Origin of the sequence: Streptomyces noursei ATCC 11455 (genome assembly GCF_001704275.1) — a bacterium.
Classification (GTDB): domain Bacteria; phylum Actinomycetota; class Actinomycetes; order Streptomycetales; family Streptomycetaceae; genus Streptomyces; species Streptomyces noursei.
Genome location: NZ_CP011533.1, coordinates 1,255,661 through 1,270,748, shown reverse-complemented (window position 1 = coordinate 1,270,748; position 15,088 = coordinate 1,255,661). Strand labels below are relative to the sequence as shown.

The 15,088-nt window shown below is 69.8% G+C and carries 12 protein-coding genes, 1 tRNA gene and 1 pseudogene; 6 read left to right on the top strand and 8 right to left on the bottom strand.

Annotation, left to right across the window (positions count from 1 at the left end):
- Positions 1-729: 729 nt before the first annotated feature.
- From SNOUR_RS47465 to SNOUR_RS49185, 3 genes and pseudogenes are all read right to left on the bottom strand, one after another.
- The gene (locus tag SNOUR_RS47465; protein WP_174717844.1) at positions 730-888 is read right to left on the bottom strand and encodes a hypothetical protein; all 159 of its coding nucleotides are present in this window, start codon (positions 886-888) and stop codon (positions 730-732) included.
- A gap of 311 nt (positions 889-1,199) precedes the next feature.
- Complete coding sequence (locus SNOUR_RS48020) at positions 1,200-1,871, bottom strand: FAD-dependent monooxygenase (protein ID WP_312632047.1); 672 nt, start codon at positions 1,869-1,871, stop codon at positions 1,200-1,202.
- A gap of 433 nt (positions 1,872-2,304) precedes the next feature.
- Positions 2,305-2,388 (bottom strand): annotated as a pseudogene (locus SNOUR_RS49185) (FAD-dependent monooxygenase); the annotation flags it as partial.
- Positions 2,389-3,290: 902 nt separating this feature from the next.
- On the opposite strand from SNOUR_RS49185, the gene SNOUR_RS05130 reads away from it, so the two are divergent.
- Positions 3,291-4,907 (top strand): metallophosphoesterase family protein, encoded by a 1,617-nt coding sequence (locus SNOUR_RS05130; RefSeq protein ID WP_067344233.1) that lies wholly within the window; start codon positions 3,291-3,293, stop codon positions 4,905-4,907.
- A gap of 163 nt (positions 4,908-5,070) precedes the next feature.
- On the opposite strand, the gene SNOUR_RS05125 is transcribed toward SNOUR_RS05130, so the two are convergent.
- Positions 5,071-6,297, bottom strand: coding sequence for an MFS transporter (locus tag SNOUR_RS05125; RefSeq protein WP_067344231.1), 1,227 nt, complete (start codon positions 6,295-6,297; stop codon positions 5,071-5,073).
- Positions 6,298-6,361: 64 nt separating this feature from the next.
- On the opposite strand from SNOUR_RS05125, the gene SNOUR_RS05120 reads away from it, so the two are divergent.
- Positions 6,362-6,736: an ArsR/SmtB family transcription factor gene (locus tag SNOUR_RS05120; protein ID WP_067344230.1), complete on the top strand. Its 375-nt coding sequence runs from the start codon at positions 6,362-6,364 to the stop codon at positions 6,734-6,736.
- Between the two features lie 88 nt (positions 6,737-6,824).
- Here the strand turns inward: SNOUR_RS05120 and SNOUR_RS05115 are convergent.
- Both SNOUR_RS05115 and SNOUR_RS05110 read right to left on the bottom strand, forming a co-directional pair.
- Positions 6,825-6,898, bottom strand: a tRNA-Met gene (locus SNOUR_RS05115).
- A 267-nt stretch (positions 6,899-7,165) separates the two neighbouring features.
- On the bottom strand, positions 7,166-7,621 hold the full coding sequence (locus tag SNOUR_RS05110; RefSeq protein WP_067344228.1) for a VOC family protein: 456 nt from the start codon (positions 7,619-7,621) through the stop codon (positions 7,166-7,168).
- Positions 7,622-8,045: 424 nt separating this feature from the next.
- On the opposite strand from SNOUR_RS05110, the gene SNOUR_RS05105 reads away from it, so the two are divergent.
- Both SNOUR_RS05105 and SNOUR_RS05100 read left to right on the top strand, forming a co-directional pair.
- Entirely contained in the window at positions 8,046-8,579 is a 534-nt protein-coding gene (locus tag SNOUR_RS05105; protein WP_067344227.1) for a GNAT family N-acetyltransferase, read from the top strand.
- Between the two features lie 1,061 nt (positions 8,580-9,640).
- Positions 9,641-10,018, top strand: coding sequence for a hypothetical protein (locus tag SNOUR_RS05100; RefSeq protein WP_312632045.1), 378 nt, complete (start codon positions 9,641-9,643; stop codon positions 10,016-10,018).
- 520 nt (positions 10,019-10,538) lie between these two features.
- Here the strand turns inward: SNOUR_RS05100 and SNOUR_RS47065 are convergent.
- The gene (locus tag SNOUR_RS47065) at positions 10,539-10,712 is read right to left on the bottom strand and encodes a hypothetical protein (RefSeq protein ID WP_167739036.1); all 174 of its coding nucleotides are present in this window, start codon (positions 10,710-10,712) and stop codon (positions 10,539-10,541) included.
- Positions 10,713-10,869: 157 nt separating this feature from the next.
- Complete coding sequence (locus tag SNOUR_RS42555; protein WP_159425795.1) at positions 10,870-12,042, bottom strand: glycosyltransferase family 2 protein; 1,173 nt, start codon at positions 12,040-12,042, stop codon at positions 10,870-10,872.
- A gap of 260 nt (positions 12,043-12,302) precedes the next feature.
- Between SNOUR_RS42555 and gcl the strand changes: the two genes are divergently transcribed.
- Positions 12,303-14,084 carry a glyoxylate carboligase gene (gcl, locus tag SNOUR_RS05090; RefSeq protein WP_099055653.1) on the top strand — a complete coding sequence of 594 codons (1,782 nt, stop codon included), beginning with the start codon at positions 12,303-12,305 and terminating at the stop codon, positions 14,082-14,084.
- Between the two features lie 139 nt (positions 14,085-14,223).
- Positions 14,224-15,063 carry a TIM barrel protein gene (locus SNOUR_RS05085; protein WP_067344221.1) on the top strand — a complete coding sequence of 280 codons (840 nt, stop codon included), beginning with the start codon at positions 14,224-14,226 and terminating at the stop codon, positions 15,061-15,063.
- Positions 15,064-15,088: the final 25 nt, after the last annotated feature.

Here is a 15,088-nt window from a genome sequence, read left to right as displayed (position 1 = left end):
CTGCCACTGTCTTCTGGGCAGCCTTGCCCTCACGGCTGCGCTGAGGGGCGCATCGCAGGGTTGCCCAAGGGGGAGGGGCTCACTCATGCCCAACTTGAGGAGTTACGTCTCGGTCGGAGTTGCTGTCGGTGCCCTGCTGCTGGCCGGTCCGACCGTCGCGGCAACCGCGGCTCCGAACGGGGCCTCTACTGGAGCGATAGTCGGCCTTACCTGCGGGTCGGGTGTCAACCCGAAAGATTTCTCGCATCCAGAGACGGTGACGTCCGTGAATATCGGCCACACGCGGATCGCCCTGCGGAACGGTCGCCGAGGTGGCAAGACCTACCTTTGGGCGCTTATCCGCGGCGCCAGCCGTGGCAACACGATTCGGCTGGACTGGGGGGACGTTCCCGGTCCCGGAGCCCAGGACCATCGGTGTTCCAACACCGTCCACTTCGGCTCGGACCAGCACACGATCGCGATCCAGTACGTGCAAGTCAAGGGTGGCGGCCACCGTACCTTCCGCGCCTGCGGAGATCACGCCGGAACGATGAAGTGCACCCCCTGGGTGCCGTAGGGAACCCAGGATGGACAGGGCGCCCCGCCTTTTCGCTCGAAAGGCGGGGCACTTGCCGCGTTCAGGCAGGGCGGACGGCCGCGTCCCTTTTCTCGGTCGGGCTTGACTTCCGTGTGATCGTCGAGTTCGAGTTCGACGATGGCGATGTGACGCTTGGTGTACGGGTGACGGGTCTAGGAGGACGCCGAGTTCGTGGTGCGCGCCTGCCAGGCTCGTTTCGCCGCCTCGACACCGGGCGCTGTCATGGCCACCGGCAGTGAACCGCCGATGTAGCCCTCGCCCCAGCGCACCGTGCGGTTCAGCGTGGCCGTGGAGTATCCGCCGAACAACATGGGGACTTGCCGGGTTCCTGATTGCACGGCCGGGTTCGGTCCGTTGCCGACCGGTGCGCCGCCCCAAACCTCGCGGTAGGTCGCCAGGTCGGATTCCAGCCGCGCGCCGCGACCGCGGAGTCCGTGCCCCGGCACGGTGAATTCGTCCTCGCGCGACCCGACCCCGACGAGACCGGGAACTCCCACCCCGGCCGGCGCCTCTGGCCAGCCCGCCACGAGAGCCGGCGCACCGGCGCCGACAACGCCGACGCGCCAGCAGCTCCCGGCGGGCCGTTCAGGCGCTCACCGGTCGGGTCCCCACCGGAATGCCCTCAGGATGTCGGCAGTGGGTCCTGGCCCAACATGCGCTGCCCGTTGTCCGCGGAGAGGCGCACCGCGTCGAATCCGTATCCGGTCATTGCGGATTCGTATGCGGCAACCGTCTCGACGAGGGGCCTGCCGTCGGCTGACCGCTCCAGCGCGGCGGCGAGAATTCCGGCGTCGCGCAAGGCGGTGTTCGCGCCGATCCCACCCGCGGGGCTCATTGCGTGTACCGCATCTCCCAGCAAGGTGATGCGGGTTGGCCGCCAGGTAGGAACGGGCACACTGGTGCGCAGGGTTAGCGGGAAGACGCTTTCGGGCAGCCAGTGCTCGATGATCCGGCGGACATCCGGGTGCCACGGCTCGATCAGGCGCAACGTCATGCTGCGCAGTTCGGCCCCGGTCATGGCCTGCAACTGGGCGTCGCCGAAGGGAAGGAGTTCCCGGCGGGAGCCGAAGGAAACGGTCATGTAGTCCGCCGTGTCGTTCAGCGCTGCCGTGGGCGCAAGCCGGCGGGCCGCCATTCGAGGCGGCTCGGGGAATTCCACCGGGGCGACGCCGACGAATTGCTTCGCGGGGCCGATCACCGGCGTGAACACCGCGAACATCTCCGGCGGGAACAGGGCTCTGGTCTCCTTGGTGAGGAGGACTTTCCCGTACAGCTGCCGCAGGCGGGTGTCCACCACCCGTGCGTGCGGCAAGATACTGCCGACGCACAGGGGAATTCACTCCGTCCGCGGCTACGAGCACATCGCCGCCCGCCTCGGCCCCGTCGTCGAAGCACGCCACAGCGCCGCCGTCCGTTCCGACGCGATAGCGGGTGAACCGCTTGCCGAACGCGACGGCGTCCTCCACTCCGGTGAGCAGGATCTGCCGCAGTGTCAGCCGGTCGACCGCGAGATGTGTGCCGCCATCCCCCGCCACCTCGGCCAACTGCCGCAACTGCTCGTCGAATACGGGGGTGCGGAACAGTGGTACGCCTGCGGTGGCCCGGAACAACTGGTAGAGCTCAGACGGGAGCGCATCCCTGAGTGCCTTGTCCCCGTGGGTGTCGATATGGATTCGATAGCCCTGGCCGCGGGACGTCAAAGAGGAGTCCCGTTCGTACACGCGGAAGTCGATGCCTCTGCGGCGCAGGCCCTGCGCGAGGCAGAGCCCACCCAGCCCTGCGCCGACGATGATCACATGTGGATACGGCATGCCGTCCGTCCCTTCCTCGTACCGTGACTGAGAAAGGAACACGCGGGTCGCATACGGCAGTTGCAGACCCTCATCGGGGCTGACTGCACATGCGGTGTTCGGTGCCGTGAAGCGCTGTCCGGACTAACCCATACCGGACCGTGTCTTCGCGCGTCCTCGGAGTTCAGGCTACAAGCCCGGCGCGCGAACTTCCATCCACTCGGGGCCTGAACACATTCCCACCACTGCCTGGCTACGACAGCTCTCCACCTCGACGTTCGGAATTCCGCACGGTCCTGTCGAGCTCTTGGTGCGACAGCGGGACAAGCCTCGGGGCGTTTTCTCAACCCTGGTCGTTGTTCGCCTCGGCGATGACGGCCAGGGCGAGCCGAGCCGAATGGGCGGCGATCTGCCGTGGGGAGAGAGGGCGTTCGTTCTCCAGCCACCACGTGATGGTCTGTACGAACAGGGAACCCGGACATGAGTCGAAACGCGCCCGCCCGCACCTTCGCCTCGGCCGGATTGACGCTCGTCGCACAGACCTTCACGAGCACCTCGCCTCGGCCCGGCGCGGGGGTCGGGACCTCCCGGACCTCCAGTACGTCCGATGGGCCGTAGCGGGTGTATCGCGCCGCCCGCATCGTCGTGGGCAGAGTTGTGATCACAGGAGCCTCGCTTCCCAGCGGGTGGGGACCGTAGGGCCGTCCCTGTTCCACGGTCGCCGGCGTGAGACGGGCCGACAAGCGTCAACTCGCCCACCCTGTCCCGGCCGAGACGACCGGCGGGGACTGTCTCGGCGGCGGCACCCGGGAGTCCGACGATGTCTCGGGGAGCGCGGGCGCGGGCGATATCGACTGGCTGCGGCCCGGTCGGTCACACCTAAGGTGCAACCGAGCAACTTTCCTCCCATGTAAGGGTGTTACATGTCGATCGCACGCAGATCCCTCCTGACCGGCTCGACGGCTGCCGTGGCTGCCGGCGCCCTCGGCACCGCGGGGAGTGCCGAGGCCGCCGGCCCGGCGCGGCCCGGTCCGGACCCCCTGCTCGCGCGTACCCCGGGCCGCCTCGGCGTACCCGGCGTCACCGGCCTGCACCTCCAGTTCGGGGCCGACCCCGCCACCGAGATGACGGTCTCCTGGATCAGTCCCTGCTCCGTACGCCGCCCGCAGGTGCGCCTGGGCACCCATGACGGAGGCGCCGGCAGCGTGGTCGACGCCGAGACCCGCACCTACCGCGACGGACTGAGCCGCGAGGAGGTGTACGTCCACCACGCCCGCCTCACCGGACTGCGGCCGGACACCACCTATCTGTACTCGGCCGGGCACGACGGCACCGCGCCGGAGACCGGTGCGTTCACCACGGCGCCGCGCGGGCGTACCGCTTTCACCTTCACCAGCTTCGGTGACCAGGGCGCGCCCAACCTGCGCCGGGTCGTCACCTGGCCGGCGGGCGGCGCCCCGTCACCCTCGGGGCGCTTCCCGCTCTACACCAGCAGCCAGGCCGGCAGCCCCGCCGCCGCCGACATCGTGGCCGCGGTGGAACGGGTCGGACCGCTGTTCAACCTGGTCAACGGCGACCTGTGCTACGCCTCCGCGGCCGGCCTCTTCGGCCAGGACCGGGTTGCGACCTGGGCGGACTGGTTCATCGGCAACAGCCGGTCGACGCGGCTGCGCCCGTGGATGCCGTGTGTCGGCAACGGCGAGAACGAGAAGGGCAACGGCCCCCTGGGGCTGACCGGCTACCAGACCTACTTCACCCTGCCCGGTCCGTCGGGCACCGCCCCCGAGACCCGGGGCCTGTGGTACGCGTTCACGGTCGGCGCGGTCCGCTTCATCAGCCTGGCCAACGACGACGTGGCGATCCAGGACACCGGCGACACCTATGTGCGCGGCTACTCCGGCGGGGCACAACGACAGTGGCTGGAACGGGAGTTGAAGGCCGCACGCGGCAACGCGGGGATCGACTGGATCGTCGTCTTCATGCACCACCCGATGATCTCCAGCAGCCGCAGTGGCAGCGGCAGCGACGTCGGCATCCGCACCGCATGGGGCCCGCTCTTCGACGCGTACGGGGTCGATCTGGTGCTGTGCGGCCATGAGCACTACTACGAGCGCTCGCTGCCGGTCCGCGGCGCGATGCCGAACGAGGCCCGTACGCCGGTCCCGGTGTCCACCAGGACCGATGTCGCCGACACCGGCAAGGGCACGGTCCACATGATCATCGGAGGCGGCGGGAACTTCGCCACCACCCAGGACGACCTGTTCCAGGAGCCCAAGGGGCGCGTCGTGGTCGACCTGGCCAAGGAGGCCGAGGGCCGCCACCGCAAGGCGATCTTCGTCACCGAGGACGCCCCCTGGCGCGCCGTCCAGGACCGCGTGCACACCCACGGCTTCGCCGCCTTCGATGTCGACCCGGGCGACCACCGCACCGGCCGCACCCGCATCCACGTCACCTACTACACCTTCGACGGCCCCTACGGCGACCTGACCCCCGTGGACACCTTCACCCTGGAGCGCCCCCGCAGGGACGCCCGCCACTGACCAACGACGCGTTCCCGTACGGGAGGTGGCGCGGCCGCTGCGGCAGCCTGGCCGCCGGAGAACCCGACGGCTCCCAGGCGGCCGCGGCCGCCCAGGAGGTCGCCCTTCAGGCCGTGCGGCAGGTCGCCGGGTCCGGGCGTGACCTGACGGTGTGCGTTCGGCGTTACTCCGCGCCGGCCGGATCCGGGGCCGTGAGGGTGGTGGAAGTCGCCGCTGTCCGTGCGCCGTTGTGGGGCGCACTGGCTACCGGCACCACCTGGCGCACGGTCACCAGGGCGGCGAGTGCGATCGCTGCCGCGACGGCGGGCACGGCTGCCGGTCCGGCCGTGGACAGGGTCACGCCGCCGAGCGCGCCGGCCATGGCGACGCCGAGGAACTGGGCGGAGAAGTGCAGGCCGAGAGCCTGGGAGCGCTGTTCGGGGGCGAGGCCGGCCAGGCGCGTCTGCTGGCTGATGCCGCCCGACCACCAGGCCATGCCGAAGGCGAACAGGAGGGGGAAAGCGGTGATTCGCGCCACCGTGTGCAGGTGCGCGACGGTCAAGAGCGTCAGGACCACGAGGAGGGCGGTGACCAGCAGCAGTGCCGTGCGCAGGACGCTCGCCAGCGCATGCCGTGCGAGGACCGGGCCGATGAGGCGGCCGCCGGTGAATCCGCCCGCGCCGAACACGATCATCAGGGCGGCCACGCCGGTGCTGCCCAGGCCGGTGGAGCGCTGCACGATGGGGGAGAGGTACGTGTACATGGTGTAGGCGGCCAGGAACAGGCCGAACGTGGTGACCAGGCCCCAGCGGACGGCGCCGCGGTTGAGCAGGTTGAGCCGTCCGGCCGTGGCGACCCTGGTACTGGGGACGTCCGGAAGCCACGCGGCGAGGGAGCCGGCGGTGACCAGGGCGAGGGCCGTGACGAAGCCGAAGGAGGCCCGCCAGCCCAGGGCCGCGCCGACAACCGTGCCAAGGGGAGCGCCGAGGGTGAGGGCGATCGCGTTGCCGCCGGCTGTGACGGCGATCGCGCGGGGCAGCTCCTCGGGTTTGCTCAGCGCCGCGGCGGCAGCGGCGGCGGGCGCGGCGAAGAGGGCGGCGCCCAGCGCGGCGAGGACGCGGGCCACGGCCAGGGTGGCGAGATCGGGGGCGAGGCCGGCCAGCACATTGGCGGCGGCGAAGCCGACGGCCGCCCAGATGAGGAGCTTCTTGGGCGGTACGTGCTGGAACCGGCCGATCAGGGGCGGGCCCGCCAAGGCATAGACGACGGCGAACACCGTGACCATCTGCCCGCACATCGACACGGTCGACTGGAGGTCGTGCGCGACGTCGGGGAGAACCCCGGCGATCACGTAACCCTCGGTTCCGACCGTGAAGGTGCCAAGGGCCAGGAGGTAGATCCTTGGATTCATGGTCCGACGGTACAAGAGTCGTTGAACCTTTGGAAGGGTGATCCGTGGCAGTAGGGTCGTAGGCATGCGCGACAGGTTTCACGCCGAACTGGCCAACGTCAGCCTCGCCCAGGCAATGCACGGGCTCAGCGACCCACTGCGGCTGGGGATCGTCGCCCTGCTCGCCGAGCGCGGCGAGACCGAATGCTCGGTGATCTACAACGACCTCGGCATCAGTAAGTCGAATGCCTCGCACCACTTCCGCGTCCTGCGCGAGTGCGGACTGATCTGGCGCAGTCACCAGGGACAGCAACAGAGCGCCCGGCTGCGCGCCGACGAGTTCGAGGAGCGGTTCCCGGGACTGTTGCGTGCGGTGATCCGCAACATGGGTGTCGGTGAGCCCGCACCCGGGCGGCAGCGCGACGGCGATGCGTCCGAGGGCGCGCCGACTGCGAGCTGACCAGACTGATCGCTGGGCGCCGGGCGCGCCTCCATGGGAACGCGAACAGTGAAGGCCCGGTGGAAACCACCGGGCCTTCACATGCGAGTAGCGGGGACAGGATTTGAACCTGCGACCTCTGGGTTATGAGCCCAGCGAGCTACCGAGCTGCTCCACCCCGCGTCGGCAAGAGGAACTCTACGGCACTTCCCCGGATCGGCCGAATCGACCTCCGCCCCGGCCCATCGGCGAGCCCTTCGGGCCGCCGCGTCGGCCTGGTAGCCGAACGTTGAGCAGCAGGCCATCCGTACGGCGCCGCGCCAGTCGGCCGCCAGGCGCGCCGGGCCGAGGAGCAGGGGGCGAGAGCCGTCCTCGCGCCCGGCGCATCCCCGGGTGAGGGTTCACGTTGGAGACGTCGCGAGACGCCGAGCCGGGGCAGCCCGCGCACGCTCAGTCTCTGGAGTCCTCGTCAATGGCAGGCATGGCTTCCCCGCCTGGATGCCACTTGTCGAGGAAGGCGGTCTGCCGACTGACGTCGACGAGCTCGATGCGGGTCCCGATGCTGTCCATGCGGTGATAGGCGAACGGTCGACCGTAGGGGCAGCCCGAGAAGTCCACGGGCATGCCTTCCTTCTCCAGGCGCCGGGATCCTTGCCCCACATCGCCGGACCAGAAGCCCATGTGATCGAACCTGGCGCCGTGCGACGCGTCCCAGGGACTGCCTGTGGGTCCGGTGATGAGTTCAATGAACGGTGGCCCGCCCGTGCTGAAGACGATGCGGTAGTCCCACTCGCCCATCCGGTCGGACACCGGGTCACTCCACTCGACCCCGGCCGAACGCTGAAAGTCCCGCATCGCCTGCTCGATGTCGGGGACCACGAAACACACATGGTAGAAGCCAGTCATCCACCCATGATCGAACGCATCGGCGTGGAGTCCCAGTGATTAAGAACCAGGCTCGGGCTACAGGGATATCCATGCATATCCGGCCCGAACGGACCTGCCCGTGCAACTTCGTGCAATTTCGTGCAACTTCCTGGCGCCCTCGGCACCCAGCCCGTCAAGCTGCACCCGGGTGGCCGGTTGGGCGAGGTCGAGAGGTCCGGCGGGGCTTCCCCGCTCCATTAGGCCGCGGGCCTGGCGGCTGCTCGTCAACGCCCTTTGGGTGAAGGGGACTTGTGGGCGGCGGCAGCGGATCTCCCGCGACCGCAGCGGGGACGTTCGGGGGCCAAGGGACTGGGGCCAGTGGTTGGGTTCGGTGGCACCGGGTGCGGCAGTCCGGCGAGTGCCGATTACCGACGAGTCCCTTGCCTTCGGCAGGATGGGTGCCATGACTGAGATCCGCACCCCCCGCCTCCTCCTTCGTCGCTGGCACGACGACGACCTCGTGCCCATGGCCGACGTCAACGCAGACCCTCGGGCCATGCGCTGGGTCGACGACGGCTCGGTGCGCGACCTGGACCACACGGCAGAGGCGATCGAGCGGTGGGAGGAGGAGTGGGACGAGGAGGGCTTCGGGCTCTTCGCCGTCGAACTGCTGGCCTCAGGGGAACTGGCCGGCTTCACGGGGCTGTACGTGCCTGAGTTCCTGCCGGAGGTAGGACCCGCCGTGGCGATCGGCTGGCGGCTCGGCTCACAGTTCTGGGGCCAGGGATACGGGTCCGAAGCCGCCCAGGCCACGCTGGAGTTCGCGCTCCAGGACCGCGGCCTTGACCGCGTCATCAGCATCAGTCGGGCGGGGGACACCGCCTCCGAGAACGTCATCCGCAAGCTCGGCATGGTGCTGGAGCGCGAGACGACCCACCCGGTGCACGGCTTTCCGCTGCGCGTGCACGCCATCGACCTCACCGAGTACCAGGCGTGAACCAGTCGAGCCCTCGGATCATCACGAGACAGCCGACTCCGACTGCTGTCCGCACGTCCTCGGCCGCGATGGTCGCCATGGAGTAGGGCGCCCAGACGGAAGGGGCTGGAGGGGGTGCAGGGGGTTCAGGAGCCTGCCTTCGCCGGGTGTCCGCGAACTCGACGCCGCAGCCTGCTGCTACGTCCAGGAACGGTTGGTGCTGCTGTCTGCCGTTCGTCGCCCTGCCCGTCGTCTGGCCCCTTGCCGCCGCCTTCCTGCCGGAGCGGGTGTCCTGGTTCCCGATCTGGCTGGCGGCCGTGGTCTGGAACGGCACGGACGGCCACGGCGGCATCAGCCACTTGCTCGGCTGGGGCGCTTCTGATGGATCTCCGTGGAAGAAGGAGCGGCGCCTGGTGTGTGCGATCGCAAGGCGCCGGGATGTCTTCATAGCGGAGCTATGGGGGCATCTCGGCAACGCGGCGAGCGTGCGTGCCAGGCGCCGCGACGCCGCGGAGATCCATCAGAAGCGCCCTAGGTGGGGCCACCAGGAAACAGGTTGCGGGTCCTGCTCGTCGGCCCCGAACTGGCCGATGTGCAATCTCAGTTCTGATCGGGACGCCACGCCCTCGGCGGGGGCGCGCAGCGCCGCCACGTACCGCGAGACGGGGCGGGCTCGACGGCCAGAGCTCCGGGGGGGCTCCCTGCACGGCGACGCCACGACCGCACCATTTTCGAGGGCATCGGGGAGATCCGGTGGCTGGTCGTCGCCCGGACGCCGGCGGGGTGCCGATTCGCTGACGGGGGCTTGAGAGGTCCGCTCAATTCGATGTGGAACGGAAGGCGTCGCCCTTTGTCGGGGCGGCGCCTTCCGTGCCGAGAAGAGGCCCGATATTCGGCTCGGTGGGGGAGAGCGGTGATGCCGCCGCCGGGTTGTCGCCGCGCATCTTAAGCGGGATGGCGCCGGCCTGCTGCGAATCGCCGGGGGGCCGAACCGCCGAGCGGGTGAAACGGGGCGTGATGGCCGGAAATTGGTGGCATGGATTCCACGTCCCAGCGACCCCGACGATATTTCGGAGCTCAGCATGCGTATGCGCACCGCTCTCACCACTGCTGCCCTGTGTTCGGCCGCCCTCCTCGGCCCCGTCGGCACCGCCGTCGCCGACGACGACTACACGGGAGGCGTGCAGAACACCGCCACCATGAACTTCCAGGACGTGAACAACGACGGCGCCGGCTACCGCTGGGCCTTCGGTGACGAGGACTCGGAGAAGGGCAAGCACGGCAAGGAAGGCGCGGGGGGCAAGGAAGGCGGTATGGGCGGCAAGGAAGGCGGCAAGGAAAACGGCATGGGTGGCAAGGAAGGCGGCAAGGGCGGCGGCAAGGAAAGCGGCATGGGTGGCAAGGAAGGAATGAGCGGCAAGGAGGGCAAGGTGGTGAACGGTCCGGAGGAGGACAACTAACCTTCCCCCGTACATCCCCGCCCCTCCTTCGGCGCGCATGCCGGAGGAGGGGCGGGGTTTTCTGCCCGGGGTTTTTCCTGCACGGACGCCGTCGAGAATTGCGACGTGGCGAGATAGGCCCGGATTGTCCATTCGGGTTGGGTGCCGGAATGCGGCGAGCAGGGCACGCGGCGGGGATTGTCCGGAGAACGGGGCGGTGATTTCCCGATCGCGGTGGCGGGAACGGGCGCTCGTACGGGTGAGGGGCGCCGCGGTCGGCGTAACGGCGGAGAATTCCCGCGTCGCCATTGCGGACGATTCCCGCGCGCGGGATATCGCGCGGAAGAACCGGCGGAAGCGATGACCTCGGATGCGATGGCGTCAGCAGCGATGACGTCGGAAGCGATGCGGAAGGGACGTCTTCGGGAGAGGCGCCTTCGGAAGAGGGGCCGTCGGAAGAAGCACCATCGGTGGTGGAGCCTTCGGTGGTGGTCGGAGGGCGGGGTCGGGCGGGTGCTCCGACCCGGCCTCCGGGGTGGGGTCAGTCCCGGCCGTCGCGCGGGGCGAAGTGCAGCAACCGGTCGGCCTCCCGCTGGGTTTCCTGCGCGGCGCGGCGGCTCTCGGCGACCACGTCGCCGTGTTTCGAGACCAGGCTCTCGTAGATCGGTGAACCGCTCGCTGGGGCGGGCGCGGGTACGGGGACGGGGGCGGGCATCGGTGACTCTCCTGAAAATCGATCGGGCAGACGGCGGCAGCCGGACATGGGTGCGCGCCGCCGGCGCCCGACTACCCAATCATGTCGAGCCCATTCCCCGCTCTCTATGTGATCAGTTCCACGTCCAGCTGGTGAGACGGCGGTGCCTGAGCGCCGGTCAGGATTCCCGGGCCACCGGACCGTCCGTCACCGGTTCCGCGTTGCGCCGGGTCTTGGCCCAGCCGTTGCGGCCCCGGAGCATCGGCACGAACCCGCGGGCCGACACCACGAAGAGGTGGTAGGCGTACAGCCACCGGGTGGCGCCCCACAGGAGGGCCGTCAGCCGGGACGCCTCCGGCGCGTGGTCGCGACGGTAGACCGGGCCCCACAGCAGGAACGGGCCGATGGCCAGCTCCGCCAGGATCGGCCCCAGCGGCCCCAGCGTCAGCGCGCCGAATCCGCCGAGCACCAGCAGTGCCACGGTCAGTCCCAGCGTCACCAGGTGCGCCACCGGCTGGCCGGAGGTGGAGAGCGTCTCCAGCACGCCCCGGCCGCTGTAGTGGCGGGAGGAGACGATGCGCGGGGCGTAGCGGACGCACTGGAGGCTGCCCTGGGCCCAGCGGGTGCGCTGGGTCAGCAGTCGGCGGAGGTGCGGCAGGCCCTCCTGGGAGACCCAGGTGTCGGAGAGGTGGGTGAGCCGGAAGCCGGCCAGGATCATGTGCAGGCCCAGCTCGTAGTCCTCCAACAGGGCGCCCCGCTTCCAGGGGCGGCGCTCGGTGGCGGCGATCCGGTCGAGGGCGGACAGCCGGGTGAACTGGCCGTTGCCGCCCAGCCCGACCGATCCGGTGCGCACCGGGCCCGGCGCGCAGCGCAGCACGGTGAACACGCCGGCCGCCGTCAGAGTGGGCATCCGGTCCCGCACCGCGTGCTCGACCAGCCGGGCCACGTCCACCGCGCCGAACTCCAGCCGGCGCCGCGGCTCGCGCAGCACGGAGGTCTGCAGCAGCGCGGTGATGACGGACGCCATCCGTTCGGCGTTGCGGCGGATCGCGGCGAGGAACTCCTGCTGCTCGGCGCCGAGCGGGCCGGAGGCCGGGTCGGCGAGCGGGTCGCAGAAGCTGAGGACGGAGGTCGGCGGGGTCCGCAGGTTGTGCGAGGCGGAGGCGAGGAACTCGTCGCGCCGGCGGGCGAGTTCGGCGAGTGCCGCGTTGTCGCGGTGCAGCGCGTGAACATCACGATGAAGCGGCGGTTGACGGCGACCACGTGCGCGTCGCCGCCTTGCACGATCGCCGCCCGTGGCAGGGCCGCCAGGACGGCCTGCAGTCGGTCGCGCGCACGGCCCACCCGCCACGGTACGCGCGGGACGGCCCCTGCCGGTGGATCTCACGAGCGGGCCGCCGCACGCCGCGTACCGGGCGCTCGCCTGGTGCGCGGCTCTTCCGCGCTCCGGGCCGTCCTCCGACTGCCGTCGCAGCGCGATCGCCTCTTGACGGGTCGAACGTCTCGCTCTACGTTCCTTCCATAAAGCAAAACATTAATTCCATGATGCGGAATTAAGTCCCGGCCTCTTCGGTCGGAGATGCCCGTGACAGGTCGACGCAGGAGTACTCGATGCCTCGAATGACAGCCGCCCGCGCCGCGGTGGAGATCCTCAAGCGCGAGGGCGTGACCAACGCCTTCGGAGTGCCCGGCGCGGCGATCAACCCCTTCTACGCGGCGCTCAAGGCCGCGGGCGGGATCGACCACACGCTGGCCCGCCACGTCGAGGGCGCCTCGCACATGGCCGAGGGCTACACCCGGACCCACCCGGGCAACATCGGCGTCTGCATCGGCACGTCGGGCCCGGCCGGCACGGACATGATCACCGGTCTGTACTCCGCCACTGGCGACTCCATCCCGATCCTCTGCATCACCGGCCAGGCGCCCACCGCGGTGATCCAGAAGGAGGACTTCCAGGCCGTCGACATCGCCGCGATCGCCAAGCCGGTCGCCAAGGCCGCGACCACGGTCATGGAGGCCGCCCAGGTCCCCGGCGTCTTCCAGCAGGCGTTCCACCTGATGCGCTCCGGCCGCCCCGGCCCGGTCCTGATCGACCTGCCCATCGACGTCCAGCTCACCGAGATCGACTTCGACCCGGAGCTGTACGAGCCGCTGCCCGCCTTCAAGCCGGCCGCGACCCGCGCCCAGATCGAGAAGGCGATCACCCTCCTCAACGAGTCCGAGCGTCCGCTGATCGTCGCCGGCGGTGGCATCATCAACGCCGACGCGTCCGACCTGCTGGTCGAGTTCGCCGAACTGACCGGCACCCCGGTCATCCCGACCCTGATGGGCTGGGGCATCGTCCCCGACGACCACGAGCTGAACGCGGGCATGGTCGGCCTGCAGACCTCGCACCGCTACGGCAACGCGAACTTCCTGGAGTCCGACTTCGTCCTCGGCATCGGCAACCGCTGGGCCAACCGCCACACCGGCAAGCTGGACCTGTACACCAAGGGCCGGAAGTTCGTCCACGTCGACGTCGAGCCGACCCAGATCGGCAAGATCTTCGCGCCGGACCACGGCATCGCCTCGGACGCCAAGGCCGCCCTGGAGCTGTTCGTCGAGGTGGCCAAGGAGCTCAAGGCCGCCGGCAAGCTGCCCGACCGCAGCGACTGGGCCGCCTCCACCCAGGAGCGCAAGGCCCAGCTCCAGCGTCGTACGCACTTCGACGACATCCCGATGAAGCCGCAGCGCGTCTACGAGGAGATGAACAAGGCGTTCGGCCCGGAGACCCGCTACGTCACCACCATCGGCCTCTCCCAGATCGCCGGCGCGCAGATGCTGCACGTCTACAAGCCGCGCCACTGGATCAACTGCGGCCAGGCCGGCCCGCTCGGCTGGACCATCCCGGCCGCCCTGGGCGTCGCCAAGGCCGACCCGGAGACCCCGGTCGTCGCGCTGTCCGGCGACTACGACTTCCAGTTCATGATCGAGGAGCTGGCGGTCGGTGCCCAGCACAAGATTCCCTACGTCCACGTCCTGGTGAACAACGCCTACCTGGGTCTGATCCGCCAGGCGCAGCGCAACTTCGACATCAACTTCCAGGTCAACCTGGAGTTCGAGAACATCAACTCGCCGGAGCTGGGCGTCTACGGCGTGGACCACGTCAAGGTCGCCGAGGGTCTGGGCTGCAAGGCGATCCGGGTCACCGACCCCAGCCAGCTGGGCGCGGCCTTCGAGGAGGCCAAGAAGCTGGCCGCCGAGCACCGCGTCCCGGTCGTCGTCGAGGCGATCCTGGAGCGGATCACCAACATCTCCATGGCCGCCGCGGAGATCGACAAGGTCAACGAGTGGGAAGAGGTCGCGACCGAGCCCGGTCACGCGCCCACCGCGATCAAGCCGCTCAAGGTCTGACGGGCGGAGCCGGTTTCCGGACCCGTTCCGGGCCGATCCGGTCCGGATGCCGGGCGCGGCTTGACCGCCGTGCCCGGCGCCCGCAACATCCCGTAAAGCAAAAACAGAAATCCGCTATCCGGAAGGAGCGCCGGGCCTTATGGGTTTCACGGACACGCGCTTCAACGTCAATCTGTCGATCCTGTTCACCGAGCTTCCGTTGTGGGAGCGGCCGGCGGCCGCGCGGGCGGCGGGCTTCACCGCGGTGGAGCTGTGGTGGCCGTGGGTGGACGCCCCGACCCCGGAGTGGTCCGAGCTGGACGCGCTGGGCGATGCGCTGCGTGATGCCGGGACGCGGCTGACGGGTCTGAACTTCTACGCCGGGCGGTTGCCGGGTCCGGATCGTGGGGCGCTGTCGGTTCCGGGGGTGGAGTCGGAGAAGTTCCGGGCGAACGTGCCGGTGGCGATCGCGTTCGCCGCGTCGCTGGGCTGCACCACCTTCAACGCCTTGTATGGCAACCGCGTCGAGGGCGCCACCGCGGCCGAGCAGGATGCTCTGGCTCTGGAGAACCTGGCCTTCGCGGCGCGGGCGGTGGGCGAGGTGGACGGCACGCTGCTGATCGAGGCGCTCAACGCGCCGGAGTCGCCGGCGTGTCCGATCGTCTCGGCGCCCAAGGCGATCGAGGTGGTCGACGCGGTCAACGCCGCCACCGGGCTGGACAACGCACGGTTCTTGATGGACCTGTACCACCTGTCCATGAACGGCGAGGACCTCGACGAGGTCATCGACCGCTACACGCCCAAGACCGCACACGTGCAGATCGCCGACAACCCCGGCCGCGGCGCGCCCGGCACCGGTTCGCTCCCGCTGGAGGAGTTGCTCGGCCGCCTGAAGAAGGCCGGCTACGACGGCTACGTCGGCCTGGAGTACAAGCCGGGCGACGGCCCGAGCGCCCAGTCCTTCGCCTGGCTCCCGGCCCCGCTGCGCGCCGCCCACTGACCGCGGCACCCGCGTCGCCTGCCGC

Bases quoted from the DNA above. Each gene is read 5' to 3' on its own strand.
- SNOUR_RS05120 (WP_067344230.1), top strand. From the start codon at position 6,362: ATGCGCGACAGGTTTCACGCCGAACTGGCCAACGTCAGCCTCGCCCAG.
- SNOUR_RS05100 (WP_312632045.1), top strand. From the start codon at position 9,641: ATGCGTATGCGCACCGCTCTCACCACTGCTGCCCTGTGTTCGGCCGCC.
- SNOUR_RS47465 (WP_174717844.1), bottom strand. From the start codon at position 888: ATGTTGTTCGGCGGATACTCCACGGCCACGCTGAACCGCACGGTGCGC.
- SNOUR_RS47065 (WP_167739036.1), bottom strand. From the start codon at position 10,712: ATGCCCGCCCCCGTCCCCGTACCCGCGCCCGCCCCAGCGAGCGGTTCA.
- SNOUR_RS05105 (WP_067344227.1), top strand. From the start codon at position 8,046: ATGACTGAGATCCGCACCCCCCGCCTCCTCCTTCGTCGCTGGCACGAC.
- SNOUR_RS05125 (WP_067344231.1), bottom strand. From the start codon at position 6,297: ATGAATCCAAGGATCTACCTCCTGGCCCTTGGCACCTTCACGGTCGGA.
- SNOUR_RS05130 (WP_067344233.1), top strand. From the start codon at position 3,291: ATGTCGATCGCACGCAGATCCCTCCTGACCGGCTCGACGGCTGCCGTG.
- SNOUR_RS05085 (WP_067344221.1), top strand. From the start codon at position 14,224: ATGGGTTTCACGGACACGCGCTTCAACGTCAATCTGTCGATCCTGTTC.
- SNOUR_RS05110 (WP_067344228.1), bottom strand. From the start codon at position 7,621: ATGACTGGCTTCTACCATGTGTGTTTCGTGGTCCCCGACATCGAGCAG.
- gcl (WP_099055653.1), top strand. From the start codon at position 12,303: ATGCCTCGAATGACAGCCGCCCGCGCCGCGGTGGAGATCCTCAAGCGC.